Origin of the sequence: Mucilaginibacter sp. OAE612 (assembly GCF_041806395.1) — a bacterium.
GTDB classification, from domain to species: domain Bacteria; phylum Bacteroidota; class Bacteroidia; order Sphingobacteriales; family Sphingobacteriaceae; genus Mucilaginibacter; species Mucilaginibacter rubeus.
In genome coordinates this window covers 3101369-3126743 of the sequence record NZ_JBGMUW010000001.1, presented here as the reverse complement: position 1 = coordinate 3126743, position 25375 = coordinate 3101369, and the positions used below count along the sequence as shown (strand labels likewise).

Here is a 25375-nt window from a genome sequence, read left to right as displayed (position 1 = left end):
TCAGGAAATCGATTGTCTTAACTTTTTGTTTACCTGTTTAAATAAAACTTAACGAGCACATGGCAGCAGTGAATGACCAGCAGGATATTAAAAGAGAGAAAATTTTAGAAGCCTCGCACCAACGCTTTTTACATTACGGTTATTCAAAAACTACCATGAACGAAATAGCCGGCGACCTCTCTATGTCAAAGGCCCTGCTTTATTATTATTTCCCGGATAAAAGCCAGTTGTACATTGCTGTAATGCGTAAGCTTGCTACTGATTATCTTAAAACACTTGAAAACAGGCTAAATACATTTACCAATTTAAAAGAAGCTTTCACCTTCCAGGTAAATACCCATCATGAGTTTATAGTAAACAATTATAACTTTTTTGATTTTTTCAGGCTTAACGAACAAAACCTCCCCGAAACCATTTGGCAAATAGTTAGCGAAGTTCACAGTGCCGAGCTAAACTTGTTAAGCAATGCTATTAAATCGGAAGTTGAAAAAGGAGCCATTAAGCCTGTAGAAAATCCTGACGAAGTTGTTGATGTATTGATGGATGCTTTGCACGGCATCAGGGTGGGGGCGATATCTCAAAAGAAAACTAACTTTCCGCGCAAGGAACACCTGGAAGAAATTCATCATAAAAAACTACTCCTGCTTGATATTTTTATCAAAGGATTGATGTACTAAAGTCATCTTAAGGTATAAATACTCCATACTGTCAGTTAGCCGTCAAATGAATTGGCTGTTAAATATTATGGCTATTATTTATGGGTACATTTGTACTTACAAATAATTTAATAGCCAGGTAATTACCTCCCTGTTTAGTTGTTTATAAAATACTTCTTTTTTAAGAGGTGATTGTTTTAGAGTGATTTAGCCTGCATAGCTTTTTGCCGTGCGGGCTTTTTTATGGGTTGATATTTGTACGGATAGCAATATTGCCGGTCAATATTTTATGTACCGGGCATGCATTTGCTATTTTCAATAACCGGTCTCTTTGTTCGTCATTTACTTCACCTTTAAAGCTAATTTTAGTTTCAATGCGTGTACCACTTAAAGTCTTAAACATTTCAACATCGGCTTTAATTTCCTCTATAGGCCACATTTTACGGTTAATGTACATGCGCAGGGTGATTGCAGTGCAGCTTGCGAGGCTCGCCAGTAACAAACTAAATGGGTTCATGCCTGTATTGCTGCCTTCGGCCTCAAGGGGTTCATCGGTTATAAGGCCATGCCCACCGCTGTTAACTACTGTTTGATATTGAGTGAGTCCTATAAGTGCAGTAGCTGTTTCTATCAATTCAATTCCGGTTTCTTCCATAAGGCGTTTAAATAGAGTATTGTTATTAATAAATTAAGCTTAGTCCTTAGTCCTAAGGCATGAGTTCTAAGTATAGAAAAGCAAAAAAACAGATTGGCGACTTCCGACTCAATACTATCGACTTAATTTTCTTTATTCGGGTGTTTCATTAATATCAACCAGGTTCCAGTTCTTTTTCAGAAATTTGGGGCCGCCATTATATTTCAGTATCACTTCAAAATTGGTACGGTTTGTTTCACCCTGGCTATCTGTTGAAAGAACATACGATTTGATAATAAAAACAGAGTCGGCCTTTTTGCCAAATTGGTATCTGCCGTCAGGAAAAGAGGTATTTCCCGAACGTATGGTTGGGATTACAAATTCCTTCGCAATTTTATAAGCATCATCGGCATTAGGCATTTTGCTAAATGAAAGCACCTCCGTAACATCACCGGATATGGCAAACTTTACCATAATAAAAATAAATACTACACCAGCGATGATAATAGCGTAGACGCCTTTCATAGCGCGCTTTTTTTTTAGCTGCTTTTCTTTAAGATAAGTTTGAGTCATTAGTTTATAAAGGGTGCGATAAAATTAGCAATTAATTTGATGAATAAACACCCCTTTGTTAAGCGGTAATTATGGCTGATGGCCGAAGAACAAATAAGCAATAAAAATAGCCGCAATAACGCCGGCTAAATCGGCAATAAGTCCTGCCGGAATAGCATAACGCGATTTTTTAATACCCACCGAACCAAAGTATAAAGCAACGATGTAAAAAGTAGTATCGGCCGAACCGTTAAAGATCCCGGCAAGCCGCCCCGCAAATTTATCGACACCAAAATTTTGCATTACCGTTATCATCATACCTTTTGAGCCCGAACCGCTAAGTGGTTTTAAGTAAGCCACGGGCATAGCATCTACAAAGCGTGTATCTAAATTAAACTGAACACAAACCCAGCGTAAGCCTTCATTCATATAATCCAACGCGCCGCAATTCCTGAACACGCTGATCCCAACCAGCATAGCTACCAGATAGGGAATTATCTTTACTGAGGTTTCAAAGCCGCCTTTAGCGCCCTCTACAAAAACTTCAAATACGTTTACCTTTTTTATAAGGCCGCCCACGATAAATATTACCGGTATGGTAAACAACATCACATTGCTTATAACTGATGATACCGTACTGATCTGCTCTTTGGTTAGCTGCGTGGTAAAGTACCATACCACCAATGTAATGAAAGCGGTAACGCCGCCAAGCCAGCCAATAATAACCCTGTCAAAAAGATTGATTTTTTGCTTAATAGCCACTGCCATTAAGCCAACTACCGTGGCTACATAGGTAGCAATGATACAAGGTAAAAATACTTCGGCCGGATCTTTTGAATTAAGGATGGCCCTTTGTGCGATGATGGTAACGGGTAATAACTGCAAGCCGGATGTATGCAGCACCAGGAACATGATCTGGGCATTTGAAGCTGTTTCTTTATCTGGATTCAGCTCCTGCAGGCTGCCCATCGCTTTTAAGCCAAGCGGTGTAGCTGCGTTATCGAGGCCCATTAAATTGGCCGAAAAGTTCATCATCATCTGGCCCGTAGCGGGGTGATCTTTAGGTACATCGGGAAACAATCGGCTAAAGAAAGGTCTTACTATCCGTGATAAAAAATTAATAGCTCCAGCTTTTTCGCCAATGTTCAGAATGCCGAGCCAGAATGCCATAGAGCCAATCAGCGGCAAAGCGATATCCATTACCGACGATTTTGACGAATTAAATAATCCTTCAACCAATAATTTGAAAGCTTCTGTATCGCCAAAAAAAACTAATTTTATGAGTGAAACTACAAATGCAATTACAAAAAAAGCTATCCAGATATAGTTAAGCGCCATAGTAATGTTTAAGGCTTTGAAGTTAGTGCTTTTGCTGTTTAATATGAAATACTGATACTTTTATACTATCGATAAACCAATAAATGAACGACACTATCCATAAACTCAACGGAATTATAGATAATGTAAGGCAACTAAAAGGCCGCGACATTGACTGGGCCTATAAGGTATCGCCCGCTAAATGGTCAAAAAAAGAAGTGATTGGCCATTTGATTGACAGTGCTCAAATTAACCTGCAGCGTTTTGTGCGTTGCACCTATGAAGAAAACTTCAGACTTACCTACCAACAGGTAGAATGGGTTGCTGCCGCACGTTACCAGGATGCTGATATTAACGAATTGATTGAACTTTGGGCCTTGCTGAACCTGCAGATTGTACGGGTGTTAGAGAATTACCCTGCCGACAGATGGAGTGCCCGCTGTGACAACAGCAAACAGGAACCAAACCTGCAAACTGTAGAATGGCTTGCCGCCGACTATGTTGATCATATGCTGCATCATCTAAAAGATATATTGTAATGGCTGGCTATTCGGGTACACCACTGGCAAAGAAACTGGGTATAAAAGCAGGCGGGAAGCTGTTGCTTGTTAATGCCCCTGACCATTACCTTGATCTGTTTAGCGACATGCCTCCTGATGTTTATTTTACAGATGATATTTCATTTGAAATTGATGTGATCCATTTCTTTAGCAAAAGTGCGGATGAATATCGAGTTAAGCTGCCTGAACTGATAAAGCAAATTAAACAGGACGGCATGATTTGGGTATCCTGGCCCAAAAAGGCTTCAAAAGTAGTTACTGATATTACAGAAGATTTGATCAGGAACTTTGCTTTGCAAATGGGGTTGGTTGAGATCAAGGTTTGCGCGGTTGATGAAGTGTGGTCGGGTTTAAAGCTGGTGATCCCCGTTAAAAACAGGAAATATGTGGTATAGGTCATTTTTGGTTAAAACCAGTTAAACAAACGGCACTGCGTTTTAGCATAAGCACTTAATTGTATAACTTAGCGCAATAATACCCGATAATATGGCTCAGATTGAATTAAAACGTGTACATGGCGATTTTGGCTTTGAAGCTGTTGACGCTAACGGTCACACCGTAAAAATGGACAGCAGTCCGGAAAGTGGCGGCCAGGATTTTGGCATTCGCCCAATGCAAATGCTTTTAATGGGCCTGGCTGGTTGCTCGGCAATTGATGTGATCAGTATCCTGAAAAAACAGCGCCAGGAAATTACCGACTATAAAATGGTGGTTAATGGCGAGCGGGAAGCCGGTAAAGAACCTTCATTATGGGAGGATGTGGATATTGAATTTCATATTTACGGCAATGTTGATGAGGATAAAGCTGTACGGGCTGCCGAGCTTTCTATCAATAAATACTGCTCAGTTGCTGCAACACTTGCAAAAGCCGGTGCTGAAATTAACTGGAAAGTAATTGTTCACCCTGCTCAATAACATAGTTATTACTCGTTGAAAATACCAGATGGCGGAACAGGAAGTACCTATTAAAACAGTTCACCTGTTCCCCCTGTTGGACCAAAAGCTAATAGAACTGCTTAGATCCTTATCGACCTACGACTGGAACAGGCCTACATTAGCAAAGCTTTGGACTGTAAAGGATATTGCCGCTCATTTACTTGATGGTAACATGCGCGTCATTTCTTCCGCTCACCAGTTTGCCGGCGACCCTCCTTCAAATCCCATTAATAACTATAGTGATTTAGTTGATTTTTTGAACGGATTAAACGCCACCTGGGTAAACGCTATGAAGCGTGTAAGCCCGCAGTTGCTTACTGATCTTTTAGAAACTACAGGCAAACAATACAGCGAAATAATGACTGCTGCTGATTTGTTTGCGCCTGCACCATTTTCAGTAGTCTGGGCAGGTGAAGATGAATCTGTTAACTGGTTTCACATAGCCCGCGAATACACCGAAAAGTTTCATCACCAACAACAGATCCGTGAAGCGGTAGGCAAACAAGGTATCCTAACTGCCGAATTATTTTATCCCTGCATCGATACCTTTATGTGCGGACTGCCGCATGCATATCGTACGGTCAGCGCAAACACAGGTACGCTAATTCAAATTACTGTAACTGGCGAAGCCGGCGGTAACTGGTACCTGTTTAAAATGGCTGATGGCTGGACACTCATAAAAAATGCCGAATCTGTGCCGGATACTATAGTAACTTTATCGCCTGATATTGCCTGGAAGGTTTTCACCAAAGGCATCGATCCGCAAACAGCATTGGGGGCATCTAATATCAGCGGCAATATTAACCTTGGCGAAAACTTGTTTAATATGGTTGCCGTGATGGCTTAACAACTATTTTGTTTAATTACTCTTTAACTGTACAAAACTGTATTCTTTTTAACTCATTAACCAGTTTGTACAAAAGGTTAAAAATTTGGCTGTTATTGCTTGTTTAAAGCAACCTTAATCGCATTATAAAAACATAAGCGCTTGACTTAGTTAATCAGCATTTTATCTCAAATTTCATATGCTTTTCTTGTTTGATTAGCCTGCCTTTTGGCCATGGGCTTTCTGGATTAACAAATATTGATGGCATCAATGTTGGATTAACCAGTGTACGTTTTACTTGAATGTTAAACGTATAATTAAACATATAAATATGAAAACAAATTTAAAAAAAGCCTCATTGCTTCTTACGGGAGTTATGATTGGCAGTAAATTATTCGCTCAGTCAACAGATACCTCAGCTACAGCAAAAGATTACGTGAGGCCCTTTTCGGGTGGTGGTGAATTGCGCACATGGTCAATAGGTGTACATGGTGGTTTGTTAACCCCTTTTACCATATTTGGACGCAATAACAGGCAGGATTTTACCAGCCCAACCGAACAGTTTGGTTACGGCGGATACATTAAAAAACAAATATTGCCATCCTTGGGCTTACAGGCCGACTTCCTTCGCGGTAAATTAACTTCATCAAACAGTCAACCTAACGCAGCAGGTACTTCTCCCTATGATTCATACTCTACTAAATTAAACTGGTCGGCAGCTTTAAGTGCTAATATTACGCTGGCTAACATCAATTGGCGCCATGAAAAGCCGTTTATTCAGCCTTATTTAACCGCAGGTGTTGGTAATTTGAACTACACACCAAGGATTACCCCGGTTGGCGGGCAACAGGAAAACTTTAAGAAAACCGATAACGGCCATATCAACGAATTGTTTATCCCGGTTGGCTTAGGTTTGAAATTTGACCTTGCACCAGGTATAAACCTTGATTTAGGTTACCAGGTTAACTTTGTACAGGCCGATAACCTTGACGGATATAAGTATGGGGCGGGTGATGACAGGTTTTCATACGCGCATATTGGTTTAGAGTTTGCCCTTGGTAATAAGAAAAAACACCAGATGGCAACTCATAATCCCGTATCGTCAATGCGTACAGAGTACCAATGGGAAAACCAGCGTACCCGCGCCGAACTACAGCAACAGATTGATGCTGAAAAAGCAAAAAATGCGCAGCTGGCCAGCGACCTTGCAACAACCAATGCCAATCTTGCTAAGTTAACTGCCGACAGCGACGGTGACGGTGTTGTGGACGTAAACGATAAATGCCCTAACACACCAGCAGGCCAAAAAGTTGATGGCTCAGGTTGTCCTTTGGCTAAACCGGTAGTTTATGTTACTGAAGAAGATAAAAAAGTGGTTAAAGACGCTATCAAAAACCTTGAGTTTGATTTGGGTAAAGCTACCATTCGTGCGCATTCATATCCAAGTTTGGATAGGGTAGCACAGTTATTAGTTGATAAAAACTTTAGCCTGAAACTTGCTGGCCATACTGACAATACAGGTTCGGCTGATTTAAACATGCGTTTATCAAAAGATCGTGCTGAATCGGTTAAATCATACCTCGCAAGCAAAGGTGCAAATCCATCGCGTATTGAAGCAACCGGCTATGGTCAAACACAGCCAATAGCTACAAACAAAACAGCTGCAGGCCGTCAGGCTAACCGCAGGGTTGAATTTACCTTGTATTAACAAAGGTTGTTAAACCTTAAATAAGTAAAAAGCTGCTCAATTGAGTGGCTTTTTTGCTTTCATATTTAGCAACCAAACCAGGGATTGGTTGAATAGGCAGGATTTTAATCGATTCGCCAATACCATCATCCCGTGTAATTTCTTGTAGCAGGAGCGGGTAACGGTTGTGATACGAGGGAATCGTTAACAGCGATCAAGTGTTGAGTATGTGCGCTCAATTTTGTTGCAAATTGATCTGTATTTATTTATCCGTGACATTTATAAGCAACGTTATTTAATATCAGTGTAAATTAAAACAAAGTAATTTTAAAGATTACTCAACATAACCGTTTATTGCAGCGGGTGGTGAATAATATCCGCTTTTTAGTTAAGGTTAAAGGTTATATGCTGCCGGTAACTCTTGAGCGTATCAAACTGACTTTTTTATGACTTTTTTAATTACAAATTAAGAAACAGCTCTTGTTATCACTTGTTCAAATCATACATCTCATTATTATAAATTAGCTATGAAAGCAATCCTGGTAGTTCACAATCTCAAAAAAGAAAGCAATTATGCACTTACTTACGCCGGTAATTTAGGTGATAAATTAAAAACCAAAGTAATTGTTATGAACACGGTACCGGAGCCGATGAGTGTTCAGTTATCTGATACTACCAAGCAGGATATATTTGATAATGAGGAATTCAGTTTTAAAGATCAAAATAAAGGCATCGAAAAGATAGTTTTCCTTAACTATCTGGATACTTTGGGGATGTCGCTCCACGCAATTATAGCTAAATATGATATAGGTTTAATTATCAAAGGGGTTGGCGGAACTGCAAAAGAAATTAATGAACAGCTTGTGCCTGTTTTAAATCATTCATGCTGCCCCTTACTGGCCGTTCCGGAAGGTGCCTCATTCAATATTACGAATATGGGATACCTTGCCGATCTTCGTTATGCCAAAAAGGATATCGTAAGCCTTTTAAGTAAAATGAGTGAAGCAATGGATGTAAAGGCATCACTTTTTAATATAACTGAATCGGGATTACCCCATATGCATAATGATTATGCTGATGCTGTGTTCAGGCAATTGTTCTCCGGTTCAAGGCTGAACCTGGTGAATATCAAGGAGCGGGATATCATGAAAACCGTTGATGTACTGGCCAATATAATGCGGGTTGATTTTTTTGTATTGAGCAACCGCAGCTCACAATTAAATGGGTTATGGGATTGGGAGAATATGGAGAATGAAGAACATGCCCATCTACCGGCGCTTATCTTTCCATGCTGAAAATAGCGTAAATATAAAGGGAAGATACTGTGATCGATCTTCCCTTTATATATTCAATTTGGTCTTTTATAAAACGTAAACACCATTTGCTTTCAGAACTTTGCTGAAAAACAACAAATGCCCCGGCAAGGCGTTTTGCCAAAACTCCCAGGTATGGCCTCCTGGTTGTTCGGAATAATCATGTGGAGTATGGTTATAAACCAATCTGCGGTGTAATTCACGGTTGGGCTCAAGCAAAAAGTCATCAACTCCTATATTAATAACCAATGGCAGCCCGTTTTTACGGATCTGATCTGCCATGTTCACAACAGAATATTGCAGATAAGTATCGGGCGTCATAGGCCCCCAAATCTTATCAAGCATTTTGCTAAGCATCTCAAACCTGTCGGGCGGAAGTTTCCAGGTTGTCATGTTGGGGTCAAGGGCTCCGCTCATGCTCCCTGCTGCTGCGAAAAGGTCAGGATGCCTGGTTGAAAGATACAACGAACCAAAGCCCCCCATGGATAAACCTGTGATAAGCCTGCCTTTTTTATCATTGATAGTGCGGTATTTGCTATCGATAAAAGGGATCACCTCTTTAATAATATAAGTTTCAAACTTGCTGTTAGGATCAATCGGGCTATCAACATAGTAGCTGAAGATTTCACCTTCCGGCATTACAATAATGATATTATACTGATCGGAGAGATCTTTCACCAGTGATTTATCCGGTGTTTTCGACAGCCAGTCGTCAAAATGGCCGTAGCCGCCATGCAGAAGATAGAGTACCGGGAAACTGGCTTTACTTTTTGCATATGCCTTCGGAAAGACAATCGCCGCTTTGTAAGTTTTGTTCATAGCTGCGCTGGGGATTTGTACCGTGTCAACTTTGGCAGCAAATACCCATACGCAGCAAAACAACAGCGTAAATGTTAGAACTATTCTTTTCATATACTTAGGGTTTAGGGGCAGCTGCTACTATTTTTAATAATTCATCATCAGGGTGGTTTTTAACTACGCATTGGTTGTCCAATATCATTGTTGCACCATTTTCGGCAGTATATGCCGGCCAGTTAGGTAATGATGGCGTATTCGGGTTGCCGGTTTTGGCAAAATTTATCCATGCGCTGCTTATTTTATCGGCAAGGGCATATGCTTCCTTACCGCCGCCGGTCATTTCCTGGCAACGGGCTATGTTATTAAACTGAAAAGCAATATCCATACAGTGCATGGCTTTATACATACCTCCATTTACGGGCGATTGCCAGGTAAACAGGTACATATACACCGGGGCCGCGCCACTAACAGCCTTTTCATTGGCCTGTTTAATGGCTAATGAGCGGAAGTTAAATTCAATGTCGGTATATTCTGATGGTTTTGAGATTGTTGGATACGCTTTTTGAGCAGCAGCGATATAAGCGTCGGTTTTATCGCCGTATTTCTTTTGCAGGGCAGTCTTTAACTCATCCATTGTTTGGCTTTTGGGGCCGGGAACAAATGGAGCAAACTCGTTTTTGGTAGTGCCTACCAGCAGCGGAACATTTTTAGACAATGCCTTGGCGGCAGCATCAGAGGGCTGATAAGGCAGAAAATTGCCGTCTAAAGCAGGGCCCCAGCCGTTCATGGTTCTGCCTTCTTTCTTTAAATCGGCTGAAACCTTGCGCATTGCTTTTTTACCCGCTTCGTTCAGTACATCATAAGGCAGTTTTTGAAGAGAATCAACCTGTGAAGGCTGCAGGTGAAGTTCTTCCAATAATGCAGCGGCAATTTTTTGGGTAACCGGTTTTTCATTAAAATCGGTGATATAGCTGCCGCTTTCAACAATGGCATTTTTAAATAAACCTTTTACTGATGGCGCGTTCATTAAACAGGTAACCTTGCCGCCGCCGCCCGACTGCCCAAAGATGGTCACATTATCAGGATCGCCGCCAAACTGGGTTATATTTTGTTTTACCCATTCCAGGGCCAATTTCAAATCGAGCAGGCCCGCGTTTGCAGAGCCCTTATATTTATCACCATAGGCTGAAAGATCAAGAAAGCCCAAAATGTTTAACCGGTGATTTACCGACACCAGTACCACATCTCCCTTTTTAGCCAGGTTTTCACCATCATACGATGGAAGCTCAATTGATGAACCGGCAGTAAAGCCGCCACCATGCAGCCAAACCATTACCGGGCGTTTTTTGCCATCGTTCAGTTTCTGTGTCCATACATTGAGCGACTGGCAGTGTTCATTTGAATAACCCAGATCATGCTGAAAGGCAAATTCAAATTCGTCGTTAACAGTTGTAGTTGGATCGGTAGGACAAACCGGACCGTAAGTTTTTGAACTGCGTACATCTGTCCATGGCGCAGGTTTTTCGGGCTCCATAAACCGGTCGGCTTTGGCGTAGGGGATACCTTTAAATGTAAAAATGCCATTGTGAAGATAGCCTTTTACTTTTCCGCTTTCGGTTGATGTTACAGCCACATCGTTCCCGGCGACAACTGGTTCGTTGCTGCTTTGGCAAAACGCCGTTACGGGTAAAAAGCAAATGAGTAAAAGCAGCATGAGGGTACTGTTTTTTTTCATGATTGTATTTGGTTAAATTGGTTTAAACTTCGTGATCCGAAACTGGCTTCCGGAATTGAAAGATAGCTAATTACCAATAATTGGCGAGGATCTTTATCCACTGGTAATAGCTATTGTGTAAATATAACACAATGGATTAGCCAAATACAACTATATCATACTTTTTACTTTAAAAAAATTTCAGCTGAAAACGTAGTTAATTTAATATAATTATAATCCATAGCTATCCTTATACCGCTGCATCGAAGTTTCAAATATTTCCATCGCGTTGCCCTCGATATCCTGGTTTTCAAATGCTCCATACACAGTATCAAAATTAAGCATGGATGCTTTTTGATATGCTTTGACAAATTCTTCCTTGGCGAGTAATATAATATTAGGATAGCTGTACATAATAGCCATATGCCGTTTGCTTCTGGCTATATTAAATGTATCACCACAAAGCATAGTTCCATTAGGTGTAAAGCCTGCAATGTGCAACACACAGCTGCCCGCAAAATGACCGCCGATATGTACTACGCTTATGCCATCCCAAAGTTGTGTGGTGTTACCACCCCATAAGTAGATATACGGAGAATTAAAAGGTATCCATTCGGCGTCATTTTGGTGTATATAGATTGGGCAGCCAAATTCGGCGGCCCAGTCATTCATATTACTATAATAATGCGGATGTGAAAACGCGATAGCTTTTAATCCGCCTTTAGCCCGGATAAATTCAATTGTAGCATCATCCAGGTACGGAATACAATCCCACAAAATGTTACCTCCCGGAGAGATAAGGAGCAGGGCCCTTTGGGCAATTGCAAAGTCTGGTTGTATTTTGAGTGCATACAGATGTTTATTTAACTGTGTTATTTTAATGGTGCGGTTCTTAAGTTCGGCTGGCGTATTCCATTGCTGTCCACTCTCCGGAACGTATTGTCGATCATCGGTACAAATTGGACAAAATTGGGGTGTTACCGGCCCGGCTAAAAGCTGGGTGCCGCATGTGCTGCATATGATGGTTTTATTCATTGTTTTATAAAGTGTTATTTAGGGAGATGATTTTAGATCCGGTAAGCTATTTTAGCCAATGCTTTGATCTGTTCCAAATCGGAAGCAGGGTTGAGGTGGTTGCAGTTACCTGTTTGTTCAACTGTTTCGGTCACAGGTTTTTTAAACGTAAGCTTCCCATACTTTGAAAGATTTACAAGCAATACGCTGAGCAAGATCACAATTAACCCCAAAAACTGCATTAACGAAATACTTTCATGTGCAAAGCAAACCCCAAGTAATACGGCGATAACCGGATTTACATACGAATGGGTGCTCACCTGCGTTGCAGGCCTTACCTGCAGCAGCCATACATAAGCGCTGAATGCCCCAATTGATCCGAATATGATAAGGTAAACGATAGCCATCCATGACTGAGCCGGAACAGTAGCGAGATCAAATCCGTTAAACTCCTGGTGAATAATGGCAGCCGGTACAAAAGCCAAACCGGCAATGATCATTTGCCAGGAAGTATTTACCCTTGCCGGAGCTGTACCGCCCCGCTTTTTTGAATATAATGATCCTGCCGACCATGCGACAGGACCAGCCAGTAACAATAGTAATCCTGTTAATTTTGCATGGTCCATAGTACCGGTAACTGATTTTAGGAAGGCTTCACCAAAAAGGAGCAGGATTCCTGCAAAGCCGATGATGAGGCCGAATATGGTCGATTTATTTTTTAGGTTTACCCGCCAGTTAGCTTTATCTAATATGATGAACCATATCGGGTTCACGGAAACCATAATGGCAACCATGGCACTGGGGATATTGCGCTCGACCCAGATCACTATACCTGTAGCTATGAATAGGGTAAGCAGCCCGCAGATACCGGAGGTAATGATATCGCGCTTAACAAATATGTTGTCGCCCTTAATGTAGCACCAGTCAAGTAATAAAATACCCGCGGTAAAAAAACGAAATGCACCCATCAGCATGGGAGGGAAGCCCTGAATTGCCATTTGTATAAAGAAATAGGTTGACCCCCATACTATATAAACAGTAGCAAAGGCTATGATCACTAAAAGGGGGGATGCTTTTGTATTTGCTGTAATTGCCATGATTATTTTATTGGTTAAAGATGTTTGCTGATTTTAATTGGTTTGCAATGATTGGTAAGCCGTAAGCTTTTTGTTCACAATACGTGAGGCGAACCATTTATCCAAGCTCCATGAATATTGGGACGTCCCGGCCAGCAGAAAACTTGCGGCGCTCAAAGTAAACACTGAGTAACCTAAAGGCGATTCGACGCCGAAGGAAATTGCCATCGCGATAGCAAAACATAAACTAAGGATACCGCTGCCGATAGCTGCCACGCGGGTAAATAAGCCAAGGATGAGTAATATGCCAAAACCGCCTTCGCCAATGGTTGCAATAGTTGCCAGCGGATTTATGATGTCATTGGGCAGGAAACTCATTACCTGTTTGGCATAGGCAATAAAATGTTTCCAGTCGCCCCAGCTAACGTGTGCGTGACCGTTTGGGCCAAATAAGCCGAGGCGGTCGGCTACTTCCCACAGGTAGCTTACTCCAATGGCTAACCTTAGGTATATGGATGATATTTTTTGATTGAGTTGCATAAGTTTTATTTTTTGATGATCAAAAATACCATGCTTTTGGACTATACTTGTAGTCCAGAAAATAGATTAAAGATAGTCCAGTATGATGCTCATCGAAAGTTTACTAAGTATAAATAAAAGCAGCCAGGTGCCCGTCTATTTACAAATTAGCAACGGTATTATTAATTATATCAGGCAGGGGACCTTAAAACCAGGCTCTGCGCTTCCTGCCAGTCGTGCATTGGCGGCATCGTTAAACGTACATCGTAAAACAGTAGTAGCAGCTTATGACGAACTTTATGCGCAAAGCTGGGTTGATGTTATAGCGCGTAAGGGGATTTACGTAGCTAAAAACCTGCCCGATGTTGCACCCCGGCCTATTGAAAAAGCTGTTCTGAAACATAGCCTGGCAAATGAAACTTCGTTCAATGTTGATGATAACAGGATCAACCCTCAGCGCATGTTTGTGGATATGCCTGATGGCAATATTACGTTTACCGAAGGGTTTCCAGATACCCGCATTGCGCCTGTCGACCTGATGGTGCGCGAATACAGACGGATGGCAGGTTATCATTTTACGCATAAATACCTGATGTACGGGCTGGAGCAGGGTTCCGAAAATTTAAGGAACGAACTTGCCCGTTTTTTGGGTGAAACCCGTGGCCTGCATGTAACACCTAATGATATTTTAATAACCAAAGGCGTTCAAATGGCACTTTACCTGTGCGCACAGGTACTGATTAATAAAAATGATATTGTAATTGTAGGTAACCCAGGCTACAGTGGTGCAAATGAGGTGTTTGAGCAAGCGGGCGCCAGGTTGGAATTTGTTCCTGTGGATGACTACGGTATTGATATTAATGCTGTTGAGACTATTTGTAAAGCACAAAAGGTACGTATGCTTTATGTGGTGCCGCATCATCATCAGCCTACTACAGTAACGCTGAGTTCGGAGAGGCGTATGCATTTACTCGAACTGGCAGCAAAATACCAGTTTGCCATTATTGAAGATGATTATGACTTTGACTTTCACTATACAAGCGGCCCTATTTTACCGCTGGCCAGTGCCGATTATTATGGAAACGTAATATATGTAGGTTCATTTTGCAAAACCATTGCGCCGGGCATCCGCATTGGTTTTATGGTTGCGCCGGCAAATTTTTTACGCCAGGCCACCCGCTTACGCAGACTGATTGACCGCCAGGGGGAGCACCTGTTAGAAGAAGCTATGGCAAGTTTATTAAAGAACGGAGACATTAGCAGGCACCTGAAAAAAGCCAATAAGCTGTATCACGAACGGCGGGATATTCTTTGCAAATTACTGCAGGAGCAATTAGGCGATTATATTTCCTTTAAAATACCATGTGGCGGTTTTGCCATATGGGTTAAATACCTCCATGATCTGGACACTGCCGTTGTTTCAGAAAAAGCTAATGAACTGGGGCTGTCTATAGGTGCGGGACATGATTATTATTATGATAAAACATTTAAACACAGCTTTGTACGAATAGGGTTTGCCTCATTAAACGAAAAAGAAATGCATGAAGCGGTAAATATCTGGAAAAAGGCCATTCTTAAATGCCTTCCAAAAGTTTAAAAGTTTGGCATAGGGGGTTAAACGCCATAATAGGATGAATTTGTTAATATCATGTTATGCTTTGGCAGTTACTGTCATGCTTTTAAGTTAGAGATTTTCTGCCAAAATTTGCGTTTGTCATGCCGGTGACAAATTGTCGGTTAATTTTTTTAAAAAAGCTAAGACCTATAATATGTAAAAATCAGGGAATAGTTTTTTTACAAAAAAAAGTTTGGCGATGAGTTTTTATAGCCGCAAAGCAGGCTAAGAAATTAATGAGCGAAATAATTTTCTCCAAAAATAAATTTGTGCTTGTTTGCCCGCTTTTTTTTAAATAATTCGGCAAAAAACAATTTTTCGGCTTTTTTTGCCTCGATTTAAGCCCATTTTTTTTCGTTATGCGCAAAACTCTGGGTTAAATTTAATAAACACCAGTTTTTGAAGGTAGTTTCAAAGAAAAAATCCATTTTGAAAATGACGTTTTTGAGCTTAAAGTATTGATTTATAGGGCTTATTTTTTAATGGCATGTTTTTAGCCGAACCGGTGACAGGAATGATACAATTGTTCTTGCATCCCTGCCACAGCATACCTGTAGGAACGGTTGTATTTCCTGAAAACATTGTTAGTTCAGTAATTAAAACATTAAAAAAATTAAAGTTATGTTAACCGTATTAGAAGTTGCCCTTTTCTTAGCTGTTATTATCGTTCCATTAATCCCTGCAAGAAAAACTGCAAAATAATTGGACATTAAAACCAGTTAATGAATGGGCGGCCTTTGGTTGCCCATTTTCGTTTTTATAACATTTGTGATCAGTCGTACTCATTGCTAACCAATCTGCTCCGCGTTTTTTCCGTCGCTTCCAAAACCCCCTTCTTTCCCAATTTGCTGAATTTTTTATTTATATATAATGTTACCTGTGGTAGTAGTGATGTAGTGCTATAATAAAAGCATCAGATCATGCTATCGGATAGATTTGTGCATCAATGATCCATTGGATTTATACCAGTGCTTTATAAACGAGGTTGGCATTTGGCATGCACGGCGATAATATTTTATATACCGCAAGCCATAATTCACTATTTTCCAGAAAAATTAAATGAAAACTCTTAAATAAGCATGCAGCAATTACCCAAACGCCTTTTATCAATAGATGTATTGCGTGCGATTACTATGCTCCTGATGATATTTGTTAACGATGCGGGCGGTGTACAGCATATTCCCGAATGGATAGACCACGCCAAAGGTCTTGAAGACAGGATGGGTTTTGCTGATACTATTTTCCCGGCGTTTTTGTTCATTGTGGGCTTGTCGTTACCATTTGCCATTAATAACAGGATCAAAAAGAGTGATAGTACGAGACAGGTGTTATTTTATATCCTGGTGCGCAGTGCGGCGCTGCTCATTATGGGTTTTTACCATGTAAACCTTGAAGAATATAATTCATCGGCGGCATTAATTCCGAAGGCTGCATGGGCACTGGTTATTACTATGGCATTCTTCCTGATCTGGCTTGACTATCCGGAATCTATGGCAAAGACTAAAAGATATGCCTTGCAGACATTGGGAATTGCTATGCTGATAGGCATGGCGGTGATTTATAAAGGTGGCGAAGATGGCGAGGTACGGGGTATGGAGCCTTCATGGTGGGGGATATTGGGTTTGATAGGATGGGCATATTTGGTTTGTGCTTTGATATTTTTCGCAGTTAAAGGCAAATTGAATAGCCTTATCGTAGCATGGATAATGTTTGCCGCCATTAATATTTTGGCACACTCTATATTAAAGATAGAGGTGTTGCACGACGAAACGATGGTAGCCATCGCAGGAAAAGATGTTACAGGCGGTTTCCTCGGCAATGCTATTATCTTTTTAAAACCGTTTTGGATAATCAACGACGCGTCAACAATGACTTTAACTATGGGAGGCGCGGTAATATCGGGGATCTACGCCAAATTGGTTGAGCAGGGTAAAACGCAACATATTTGGGGCACACTGATTGTCGTCGTTATTTTATTCCTGATAGCAGGTTTTGCTTTAAGGCCTTATACCGAAGGTGTTTCCAAGATCCGTTCAACACCTGCATGGGTATTCATTTGTTCCGGAATTACCACGTTAGTTTTTTTGATGCTGATATATATGGTAGATGTTAAAGGAAAAATAGATGCCTTTAACTGGATCAAACCGGCAGGTACCAGCACACTAACCTGCTACCTGATCCCGTATTTTCAGGTGTTTACACTGGAACTGTTCCAAATTAACTATCCCGGCGTTATCAATAACGGATTTCCGGGACTATTGCGCTCTTTTCTGACGGCTGTGATCATCGTTTTATTTGTTGGATTACTTGAAAAGAAAAGATTGCGCTTAAAAATTTAATTATTATACATACCTAAAATGTCATGGCAACAATTTCATCATTATTGTAACCATGGCTGGTGAAATATGCCGGGAGATGTTGGTGAAAAAATGAGTGCTTACTTGATGCGGCTATCAGAAACTTGGATTAAAAGAACCTTGAAAGCATCTTCAAAAGAGGCCCCCTGAAATCAGGCGGCCTCTTTTAGGTTTAGGCTGATTATAATAAAAGCTACTAATTATAATTGCGTTCTTTGGCATAATCGGCAATCAATGTGCCCGCATTGGCGTCAGGCAAAACCTCGCAATTACGCTGCAGCTATACTAATGATGTAGGGATGTCCGTACTTACACGGCCGGGAATAGCCTGTTTAACAATTTTAATTTTACGGCAGTCCGGTAGACTATATTTCATGTTGGATTTATATAAGAGATGAAATTTTATATTCTGCAATTATCAGGCAAACCTTACTCAATTGCTATTTTAAAGCCACTACAAAACCACTACTATCGTGTTATCGATAAAGTGCTACGTGGTCATTAGCCCCAAGTCGTAGTTTCTAAGCACAGAATATTAAAAACGACCTTGTACACCTCACTTAGCATTTGACGGGTAATCGGCGAAGGTAAGTTTGTAACAAATTGAGGTGTTTAATCACGGTAGAGCTAATGTAGTGGCACAAAAATATCTGGCCGAAAATTAATCTTTTAGCTTTGACCTGCATTGCAAAACCATCATGCTTAAACCGCAGGGCAATTCCTTAACTTTATATATGAGTCGGAAAAAACACATCAATATCCTGTTTAAGGTCACTGCCTTGTTTTGGTTCGGTCTGCCGTTTTTTGCACAGGGACAAAATATTAAAGTGGTAACCAATCATGTTGGTTATGAAGATAACAAGGCAAAACATGCCGTTATAGTTGCCGACAACCGTCTTACATTTACATCATTTAACCTCATTGATGCAGATAAGGGTAAAGCTGTATTTACCGGAAAGATCTCTTACAGCGGCCCGGTTGGCAAATGGAAAAAATTTGAGTTTTGGACGCTTGATTTCAGCAGTTTTACCGTGCCGGGGACTTATAAAATTCAATTCGCTTCACCTAAAGGAATAATTTCATCATACCCTTTTACCATTGGCAAAAATGTGCTTGAAAAAGCAACTATATCCGATGTAGTATATTATTTTAAAGGGCAGCGCAGTTCGGGCCTGCTGGATAAGGCCGATCATCATCTGGTATTACCGGGCACAACGGATACTATTGACGCGCACGGTGGCTGGTATGATGCCACCGGCGATTATGGCAAGCATTTGTCGCATTTATCATTTTCCAATTATTTTAACCCGCAGCAGATCTGTTTAACAGCCTTTAGCCTGTTTAAAACATATGAGCTGCTAAACGCCCGCCCGGGAACTGATTTCCGCCAGTTTAACCGGAGAATTTTGGATGAAGCCATGTATGGCGCTGATTATTTAGTGCGGATGCAGGCTAAAAATGGCTCATTTTATCGCTCTGTGTCATCGCCCGGCCCCGGGAAATTGCCTAAGGATAGGGTGATCCAGGCAGATGAAGGCAATTACCGGATTAAACAAACCAAAGACCAGTCGTTTACCAAAACCACCGGGGGCAAAAACTGGCGTGCTTATCAGGTCAGTTACCGATCGGGCGGGGGGATTGCTATTGCGGCGCTGGCTATGGCTTCGGCTTATCAAGCGTCGGGTGAGTTTAGTAACGCCGATTATCTGAAAGCTGCCGAAAATGCCTTTGCTTTTCTGGAAAAGGAAAACCCGCAAATGGACTATGATAAAAAAGAAAATATCCTTGATGATTATTGTGCGCTGAGTGCCGCTACCGAATTATACAAAGCAACTCACAAGGATATATATAAAGCTGCTACAGAAAAGCGTGCTAACAACCTGCTTAACCGCCTAACCTCATGGAATAAATACCAAAATTTTTGGCGCGCTGACGATCGCGACTGGCCTTTTTTTCATCCATCAGATGCTGGCTTGCCTGTAGTAAGCCTGTTGTATTATTATCCCTATGCTTCTGCGGATCTGCAGGCAAAGATCAAAACAGCAGTAAGAAAGTCAATGGAATTTGAATTGGCTATTACCCACGAAGTGAACAATCCCTTTGGTTACAGCCGCGAACTGGTGCAGGATACATTGGGCAACCGGCACAGCGCTTTCTTTTTCCCGCATGGCAGTGATGCTTCACCCTGGTGGCAGGGCGAAAACGCGAGATTAGGTTCAGTAGCCACTGCTGCACGAATGGCTGCCAGCCTGTTTAAAGATGATAAGACTTTCCATGACCAGCTCTCCGGCTTTGCGATAGATCAGTTGAACTGGATCCTGGGCCTGAACCCCTTTGACGCCAGTATGCTGCAGGGCACAGGACATAACAATCCGGCGTATGGCTTTTTTGGCACGTTTGAATATACCAACGCACCGGGCGGTATTGTAAATGGCATTACTTCAGGGTTTGATAATGAGGATGATATTGATTTTAATATCCCTTATGTAGTGTCAGGTAAAGATTCCGACTGGCGCTGGGCCGAGCAATGGCTTCCACACACGGCCTGGTACCTGCTGGCAGTATCGACGAGTGATTAATTGTAAACCATATCTACTATGAAGGAGTTTAAGATCAGTTTGTGTTTCATCTTCGGGTTACTGTTGGTTTTGCCGATGTTTTCTTTCGCCTTTGATGAACATAAAACACTGGCGATAGGAGCAGCGGCACCCGATTTTAGTCTGCCCGGTATTGATGGCAAAACTTATACTTTGCAGTCGTTCAGAAATGCTAAAGTGTTAGTTGTGGTTTTTATGTGCAACCATTGCCCTACCTCGCAGGCTTATGAAGACAAGGTAATCAAACTAACCAGCGACTATGCACCAAAGGGAGTTGGTGTGGTAGCAATCAATCCTAATAATCCTGCCTCATTGCGCTATGATGAATTGGGCTACAGTGATTTAGGCGATTCATTTGAAGAGATGAAAATACGTGCGAAAGATAAAGGCTTTAACTTCCCATATCTGTATGATGGCGAAACCGAATCAGCTTCCAATAAATATGGCCCGGTTGCTACCCCTCATATTTTTGTTTTTGATAAAGACAGGAAGCTGCGTTACAATGGACGAATAGATGATATGGAAAACCCTGCCAAAATACCTAAATCATTGGATGCTCGTAATGCTATTGATGCGGTACTTGGAGGCAAAGAAATAGCAGTACCGGTTACCAAAACCTTTGGCTGCTCAGTTAAATGGGCGGAGAAAATGAATTGGATAGATAAGGCGCAAATTCAATGGGCAAAGGAGCCGGTAAAACTTGATACCATTAGCGCCAGCGGAATTGCAATAGTGGTAAAAAATCATTCGGATAGGTTAAGGCTTATCAACCTTTGGGCTACCTGGTGCGGCCCCTGCGTTGCGGAGTTTGACGATCTGGTTACCCTAAACAGGCTTTACCGCGACAGGGGACTGGAATTTGTAAGCATCAGCGCTGATGACCCGGCTAATAAAGATAAAGCTCTGAAGTTTTTACAACGCAAGCAGTCATCAGGTATCAACTACATTTATACAGGCGATGACAAATATAAAATGATAGAGGCAGTAGACCCTAAATGGGATGGAGCTTTACCTTATACCATGCTGATTGACCCGGATGGGAAGGTTGTATACAGCCATCAGGGCGCTCTCGATCTGGAGGAAGTTAAGAAAGTGATCTGGAATAACCCGATGATGGGCAGGATCTATAAATAAATCATCAATGCAGAAATTATCGATATGAAAAAAATAGCCCTGATCTTCAATTTTTGCCTGTTAACTGTCATCAGCGCGTGGGCACAAAACGCCCCGCGTTTTAAAGTAATAGCTCTGTATGAAAACGGGGGGCATCATATTGAGTATTCAAAAGTGGCAAAAGTATGGCTGGATAAGCTGGCTGCTGACAGTAATTTTACTGTCGATTATATTCAAAGTGCTGATGGGATTGATGATGCTTTTTTATCTAATTATCAATTATTTATCCAGTTGGACTACCCTCCGTATGCCTGGAAAAAAAAGGCCGTAAAAGCCTTTGAAAAATACATTGATGAAGGCAAGGGAGGCTGGATAGGTTTTCATCACGCAACCCTACTGGGCGAGTTTGATGGTTACCCGATATGGAACTGGTTCTGGAATTTTATGGGGGGGATCCGCTATAAAAACTACATAGCTACCTTTGCCAAAGGTACCGTCAATATTGAAGATCAAAGCCATCCGGTAACGCGAGGCGTTTCACCGTCTTTCCTGATTCAGAAAGAAGAGTGGTACATTTATGACAAAGATCCAAGGCCTAATGTACATGTGCTGGCCTCGGTAGATGAATCAACCTATGAACCTAAAGACGGTATTACCATGGGTGACCATCCTGTTGTGTGGACTAACCCCGGGAAAAAAGCCCGTAACGTTTACATCTTTATGGGACATTCGCCTGCGCTTTTTGATAGTAAGGATTACACCAGGCTTTTCAGCAATGCTATATTCTGGGCCGCCGGAAAATAAATACAGAGTTAGCCGGGATTGAATAAAACAAGATGCCTATGGGGGCAGCACTTTGTTCGATGTTTGATAGTAGCTGGAAAGTAGTGAAATCTGGATGCAATTTTACCCGGATTGTTTAGTAACCTCCATCAAAAAGTCGTATAGATTAGTTTCGGTACTTAATTGCAGTTTTTTGCGTACCCGATAACGGCTGATTTCCACGCCTTTCAGCGAAATATTAAGTAGCTGCGCTATCTCCTTTGATGAAAGGTTTAACCGCAGGTAAGCACACAGCTTCAAATCGGTTGAGCTTAAACCGGGGAATTTGGCTTTCATGGTGACTAAAAAGTTATTATGCACCTGATCAAAATATATAGAAAAGTTGTCCCAGTCATCATCACTTTTCCCAGTATCGCTCAATAATTTAAACACACTCCTGAATTGGTATGATGCGTCAGGAATGTTAAGTTTTTTGATTAATACCATCAGCTCGTCCTTAATATTGAGCAATAGTTTTCCCCTGTCAACCATTTGCATGGTTAAGGTAGCCAGCTCCTTATTTTTATAAGATAGTTCGGCTTCAAGTTTTTCGTTTTTAAGAGCTATGATCTCTTTATCATTCCTGTCAAGTTCAAGGCTATGGAGGTAGCTTAGTCTTTTTTGCTCATCTGCATGGCGTTGCTGATATAGCTTGAAACGTTTTTGCTGTGCCTTTATGCCGATATACACAGTGCAGGCAATGATCAGGAAATAAGCCAGGTAGGCCCAAACAGTTTGATACCATGCCGGTTCAACAATAAAACTATAATTGACAGGAGAAGATGCTGTGCCCAAATTATTACGGGCCTTTACCGAAAACGTGTATTTGCCATAAGGAAGGTTGGTGTAATCCTTCTCTGTTTTAGCCGACCATTGCGACCAATCTTTATCAAAACCTATCAATTTATAGCTAAACTCCTCGTTGCTTTTTTGTGCAAACAGGGTAGAGGTATATTCAAAATGAAAGGAATTCCAGTGGTTGGGCAGCGAGGCAATAAGTTGCGTGTTTTGTGCTGATGCGATCCGGTTGTTTTTAACAAAATATCCTCCAAAAATAAGGCTATCTTTTTCGGCTATGGCTTTTACTGTAGTAAGTAATACATTGAGTTTGTTCTCCGATGAAACGTATTGGCGATAATTTAAATGGAAAACACCATTATTTGAGCCGATAAAGATGTTCTCCATATCGTGCGGATAAATATACTCTGCCCCCTTTACCGTTTGCCCGGCCAGTTCAGGGAAATAGATCACCTTATAGGACGCGTTAGATGATCTTTTGCCAAAATCAATTACGCCAACCCGCTGGTTGCTGATAAACCATATATTGCCCTTACCGTCTTCTGTAAGGAACTCGATTTTTGCTTTGCCAAATATAGGTTCGTAAAAAACAGACCGGGTAAAGTCACCTTCGGTGGCATTATACTCATAAACACCTTTTTCGGTGGCAGCTATTACTTTGTTTTTAATAGAATATATACGATTATTCAGCGCCGATGGCAAACCACTTTTTTCGGTATATTGCGTATAACTAACTATCTTTTTTCTATCAGCGGATAGTTGCACTTTAAAAATACCCCTGTAGGGGTGCGTTGCCCACACAAAATTACTCTTATCTACCGCGAGGTTTCCTAATGATTCATAAATACCATTTATTTTTCCTTCAAAGCTAAATCCGGCACCATTGTATTTTAAGAGCTGAAAGCCGGTGTAAGTCCCCGCTATCACATCCTGCGAAGCAGGGAAAGCTTTCATCATCCACGCCCCCGGGCCGGGAGTAATCAGTTTAGCCTGGTTATCGTCTACCTGTAAAACACCATCCTGATGACCGGCCAATAAATGCCCGTTAATTTGCGTTAGGCTTAAAACCTGTCCTTTAGTGTTTGGCACTTCTGTAAAAGCACCTGTGGCCGTGCTGATATCTTTTTGCTGCGCGCCTATCGGTACAGTATATAAGCCGTTTGATGTTCCGATGTACAACTTGTTGTTAAAAATGCTTACCGAATTACTTTTTACCAGGTTTTCGCGATTAGGATAAATATTTTTAACGGACGTGTTATAATTGATAAAATCGAGCCCGTTTTCCAGTCCAAGCCATAAATTATGATCTTTGTCTAACAATATACCATGCACATTATTGTTTTGTAACCCCTGATTGTTGGAGAACTGGCCTATCGGCTTGCCTTTGCCATCAATAATAATCAGCCCTTTTGCTGATGTGCCAACGGCGTACCTGTCGGCACCAATTTTTTGAATGAAGTTTATCAGGTCCGTGAACAGGACGCCATCAATAGCTGTAGTTTTTTTTACCAGTGATGAGCCAGTCATGATAAAGAGGCCATTTTTGCGGGTGCTTACCAGTAAGGTGTCTTTATTAAACTCCGTGATGCTGGTGACGCTCAGCGCCGTTGTGAGTTGTTGAACGGAGGCTTGCCAGCGTGAATCTTTAAAAATAACCAGTCCAATAGCTTTATCATAAGCAAACAATTTACCGCCGGCCTGGCTTAGCAGCATCCAGCCCCCGGGTGCATCGAAAGTGCGCATGGTATTATTCTTTAGCTGAAATATGCACTCTATGGTCCTGAAGAATACCTCATTATTATGGATAACAATATCCCAGATATCGGCAAACTGCCTTGCTTTTTTGGGCAGGAGTTGTTTAAGCGAATGAAATTTGAGGATGCCTGCATCGTTGGGAAAAAAGTATCCAATTTCATCCTGTCCGCCAACATAAATACGACCCCAGGCGTCAATAGCCACAGACTTTATAGCGCTTTTGTTAGGAAGCGCATACGTTTTCCAATAACTCCCGTCGAATGTCAGCAGGCCTTCATCATTGGCAAAATAAAGAATCCCATTCTTATCTTGTTTAATATTCCAAATCTCGCTCCCTGCATTATATTCATTATGCGTGTAGCTTTTGATAGCGGGTGTCCCAATGGTTGTTTGAGCAGAAGATGCGCAGATCGACATGCGCAGAACAATAACAAATAGTATACTTTTTTTCATTAACGGTTTTCCTGGCGAGGGTTAAAACCCATTGATAATTAGTATTGCCCGGCAAATGCGAGCCTAATTAACAGCCGTAAATTAATCAACATTTTACATATAATATGTAGTTCGCTAATATTGCTAAGCGAAAAAAACGCATATGTGGTAAACCTGCAATAGATTGCGTAGTGGTATTGTAGAGGCATAGACTATCTATAAAACCAAAATAGCATTGCTCCATTGTGTGGCTGTCAAACATCTGCAGCGGCATAGAATAGCAT

The 25375-nt window shown here is 41.3% G+C and carries 21 protein-coding genes; 12 read left to right on the top strand and 9 right to left on the bottom strand.

The annotated features are described in order from the left end of the window. Positions 1-59 precede the first annotated feature (59 nt). Complete coding sequence (locus tag ABID99_RS12925) at positions 60-677, top strand: TetR/AcrR family transcriptional regulator (RefSeq protein WP_091163733.1); 618 nt, start codon at positions 60-62, stop codon at positions 675-677. Positions 678-897: 220 nt separating this feature from the next. Here the strand turns inward: ABID99_RS12925 and ABID99_RS12920 are convergent, their stop codons facing one another. From ABID99_RS12920 to ABID99_RS12910, 3 genes are all read right to left on the bottom strand, one after another. Then, entirely contained in the window at positions 898-1311 is a 414-nt protein-coding gene (locus tag ABID99_RS12920; protein WP_176624422.1) for an OsmC family protein, read from the bottom strand. 132 nt (positions 1312-1443) lie between these two features. Then, positions 1444-1863, bottom strand: coding sequence for a hypothetical protein (locus ABID99_RS12915; protein ID WP_373613943.1), 420 nt, complete (start codon positions 1861-1863; stop codon positions 1444-1446). Between the two features lie 69 nt (positions 1864-1932). Further along, positions 1933-3180 carry a nucleoside recognition domain-containing protein gene (locus tag ABID99_RS12910; RefSeq protein ID WP_354482532.1) on the bottom strand — a complete coding sequence of 416 codons (1248 nt, stop codon included), beginning with the start codon at positions 3178-3180 and terminating at the stop codon, positions 1933-1935. An 83-nt stretch (positions 3181-3263) separates the two neighbouring features. Here ABID99_RS12910 and ABID99_RS12905 point away from each other — a divergent pair, with 83 nt between their 5' ends. The 6 genes from ABID99_RS12905 (at position 3264) to ABID99_RS12880 (ending at position 8463) form a co-directional block, all read left to right on the top strand. Further along, complete coding sequence (locus ABID99_RS12905) at positions 3264-3698, top strand: DinB family protein (RefSeq protein WP_373613942.1); 435 nt, start codon at positions 3264-3266, stop codon at positions 3696-3698. Beyond that, positions 3698-4114: a DUF3052 family protein gene (locus ABID99_RS12900; protein ID WP_373613941.1), complete on the top strand. Its 417-nt coding sequence runs from the start codon at positions 3698-3700 to the stop codon at positions 4112-4114. Before ABID99_RS12905 ends, ABID99_RS12900 begins: the two co-directional genes overlap by 1 nt. A 91-nt stretch (positions 4115-4205) precedes the next feature. After that, on the top strand, positions 4206-4634 hold the full coding sequence (locus tag ABID99_RS12895) for an OsmC family protein (protein WP_090525291.1): 429 nt from the start codon (positions 4206-4208) through the stop codon (positions 4632-4634). A gap of 28 nt (positions 4635-4662) precedes the next feature. Continuing rightward, positions 4663-5502: a maleylpyruvate isomerase N-terminal domain-containing protein gene (locus tag ABID99_RS12890; RefSeq protein ID WP_373613940.1), complete on the top strand. Its 840-nt coding sequence runs from the start codon at positions 4663-4665 to the stop codon at positions 5500-5502. A 310-nt stretch (positions 5503-5812) separates the two neighbouring features. Further along, the gene (locus ABID99_RS12885) at positions 5813-7189 is read left to right on the top strand and encodes an OmpA family protein (RefSeq protein ID WP_090525295.1); all 1377 of its coding nucleotides are present in this window, start codon (positions 5813-5815) and stop codon (positions 7187-7189) included. 506 nt (positions 7190-7695) lie between these two features. Further along, entirely contained in the window at positions 7696-8463 is a 768-nt protein-coding gene (locus ABID99_RS12880) for a hypothetical protein (RefSeq protein WP_090525297.1), read from the top strand. Between the two features lie 66 nt (positions 8464-8529). Here the strand turns inward: ABID99_RS12880 and ABID99_RS12875 are convergent, their stop codons facing one another. The 5 genes from ABID99_RS12875 to ABID99_RS12855 form a co-directional block, all read right to left on the bottom strand. Next, complete coding sequence (locus ABID99_RS12875) at positions 8530-9393, bottom strand: alpha/beta hydrolase (RefSeq protein ID WP_373613939.1); 864 nt, start codon at positions 9391-9393, stop codon at positions 8530-8532. A 4-nt stretch (positions 9394-9397) separates the two neighbouring features. Next, positions 9398-11014 (bottom strand): carboxylesterase/lipase family protein, encoded by a 1617-nt coding sequence (locus tag ABID99_RS12870; protein ID WP_373613938.1) that lies wholly within the window; start codon positions 11012-11014, stop codon positions 9398-9400. 210 nt (positions 11015-11224) lie between these two features. Continuing rightward, positions 11225-12028, bottom strand: coding sequence for an MBL fold metallo-hydrolase (locus tag ABID99_RS12865; RefSeq protein ID WP_176624438.1), 804 nt, complete (start codon positions 12026-12028; stop codon positions 11225-11227). 32 nt (positions 12029-12060) lie between these two features. Then, entirely contained in the window at positions 12061-13104 is a 1044-nt protein-coding gene (locus ABID99_RS12860) for an EamA family transporter (RefSeq protein ID WP_373613937.1), read from the bottom strand. Positions 13105-13137: 33 nt separating this feature from the next. Further along, positions 13138-13623, bottom strand: a complete 486-nt coding sequence (locus tag ABID99_RS12855) for a DoxX family protein (protein ID WP_373613936.1) — start codon at positions 13621-13623, stop codon at positions 13138-13140. Between the two features lie 82 nt (positions 13624-13705). On the opposite strand from ABID99_RS12855, the gene ABID99_RS12850 reads away from it, so the two are divergent. The 5 genes from ABID99_RS12850 (at position 13706) to ABID99_RS12830 (ending at position 22088) form a co-directional block, all read left to right on the top strand. Next, positions 13706-15199 (top strand): PLP-dependent aminotransferase family protein, encoded by a 1494-nt coding sequence (locus ABID99_RS12850; RefSeq protein WP_373613935.1) that lies wholly within the window; start codon positions 13706-13708, stop codon positions 15197-15199. Positions 15200-16296: 1097 nt separating this feature from the next. Further along, the gene (locus ABID99_RS12845; protein WP_188831852.1) at positions 16297-17556 is read left to right on the top strand and encodes a DUF5009 domain-containing protein; all 1260 of its coding nucleotides are present in this window, start codon (positions 16297-16299) and stop codon (positions 17554-17556) included. 752 nt (positions 17557-18308) lie between these two features. After that, entirely contained in the window at positions 18309-20153 is a 1845-nt protein-coding gene (locus tag ABID99_RS12840; RefSeq protein ID WP_373613934.1) for a glycoside hydrolase family 9 protein, read from the top strand. 18 nt (positions 20154-20171) lie between these two features. Beyond that, positions 20172-21305: a redoxin family protein gene (locus tag ABID99_RS12835; RefSeq protein WP_373613933.1), complete on the top strand. Its 1134-nt coding sequence runs from the start codon at positions 20172-20174 to the stop codon at positions 21303-21305. A 24-nt stretch (positions 21306-21329) separates the two neighbouring features. Continuing rightward, positions 21330-22088, top strand: a complete 759-nt coding sequence (locus ABID99_RS12830; RefSeq protein WP_373613932.1) for a ThuA domain-containing protein — start codon at positions 21330-21332, stop codon at positions 22086-22088. A 102-nt stretch (positions 22089-22190) separates the two neighbouring features. Here the strand turns inward: ABID99_RS12830 and ABID99_RS12825 are convergent, their stop codons facing one another. Next, positions 22191-25112 (bottom strand): triple tyrosine motif-containing protein, encoded by a 2922-nt coding sequence (locus ABID99_RS12825; protein WP_373613931.1) that lies wholly within the window; start codon positions 25110-25112, stop codon positions 22191-22193. Positions 25113-25375 lie beyond the last annotated feature (263 nt).

Excerpts from the sequence above, each read along its gene's own strand:
- ABID99_RS12910 (WP_354482532.1), bottom strand. The coding sequence starts at position 3,180 with ATGGCGCTTAACTATATCTGGATAGCTTTTTTTGTAATTGCATTTGTA.
- ABID99_RS12885 (WP_090525295.1), top strand. The coding sequence starts at position 5,813 with ATGAAAACAAATTTAAAAAAAGCCTCATTGCTTCTTACGGGAGTTATG.
- ABID99_RS12870 (WP_373613938.1), bottom strand. The coding sequence starts at position 11,014 with ATGAAAAAAAACAGTACCCTCATGCTGCTTTTACTCATTTGCTTTTTA.
- ABID99_RS12890 (WP_373613940.1), top strand. The coding sequence starts at position 4,663 with ATGGCGGAACAGGAAGTACCTATTAAAACAGTTCACCTGTTCCCCCTG.
- ABID99_RS12925 (WP_091163733.1), top strand. The coding sequence starts at position 60 with ATGGCAGCAGTGAATGACCAGCAGGATATTAAAAGAGAGAAAATTTTA.
- ABID99_RS12915 (WP_373613943.1), bottom strand. The coding sequence starts at position 1,863 with ATGACTCAAACTTATCTTAAAGAAAAGCAGCTAAAAAAAAAGCGCGCT.
- ABID99_RS12905 (WP_373613942.1), top strand. The coding sequence starts at position 3,264 with ATGAACGACACTATCCATAAACTCAACGGAATTATAGATAATGTAAGG.
- ABID99_RS12850 (WP_373613935.1), top strand. The coding sequence starts at position 13,706 with ATGATGCTCATCGAAAGTTTACTAAGTATAAATAAAAGCAGCCAGGTG.
- ABID99_RS12920 (WP_176624422.1), bottom strand. The coding sequence starts at position 1,311 with ATGGAAGAAACCGGAATTGAATTGATAGAAACAGCTACTGCACTTATA.
- ABID99_RS12835 (WP_373613933.1), top strand. The coding sequence starts at position 20,172 with ATGAAGGAGTTTAAGATCAGTTTGTGTTTCATCTTCGGGTTACTGTTG.
- ABID99_RS12860 (WP_373613937.1), bottom strand. The coding sequence starts at position 13,104 with ATGGCAATTACAGCAAATACAAAAGCATCCCCCCTTTTAGTGATCATA.
- ABID99_RS12840 (WP_373613934.1), top strand. The coding sequence starts at position 18,309 with ATGAGTCGGAAAAAACACATCAATATCCTGTTTAAGGTCACTGCCTTG.
- ABID99_RS12825 (WP_373613931.1), bottom strand. The coding sequence starts at position 25,112 with ATGAAAAAAAGTATACTATTTGTTATTGTTCTGCGCATGTCGATCTGC.
- ABID99_RS12875 (WP_373613939.1), bottom strand. The coding sequence starts at position 9,393 with ATGAAAAGAATAGTTCTAACATTTACGCTGTTGTTTTGCTGCGTATGG.
- ABID99_RS12900 (WP_373613941.1), top strand. The coding sequence starts at position 3,698 with ATGGCTGGCTATTCGGGTACACCACTGGCAAAGAAACTGGGTATAAAA.
- ABID99_RS12880 (WP_090525297.1), top strand. The coding sequence starts at position 7,696 with ATGAAAGCAATCCTGGTAGTTCACAATCTCAAAAAAGAAAGCAATTAT.
- ABID99_RS12895 (WP_090525291.1), top strand. The coding sequence starts at position 4,206 with ATGGCTCAGATTGAATTAAAACGTGTACATGGCGATTTTGGCTTTGAA.
- ABID99_RS12865 (WP_176624438.1), bottom strand. The coding sequence starts at position 12,028 with ATGAATAAAACCATCATATGCAGCACATGCGGCACCCAGCTTTTAGCC.
- ABID99_RS12830 (WP_373613932.1), top strand. The coding sequence starts at position 21,330 with ATGAAAAAAATAGCCCTGATCTTCAATTTTTGCCTGTTAACTGTCATC.
- ABID99_RS12845 (WP_188831852.1), top strand. The coding sequence starts at position 16,297 with ATGCAGCAATTACCCAAACGCCTTTTATCAATAGATGTATTGCGTGCG.
- ABID99_RS12855 (WP_373613936.1), bottom strand. The coding sequence starts at position 13,623 with ATGCAACTCAATCAAAAAATATCATCCATATACCTAAGGTTAGCCATT.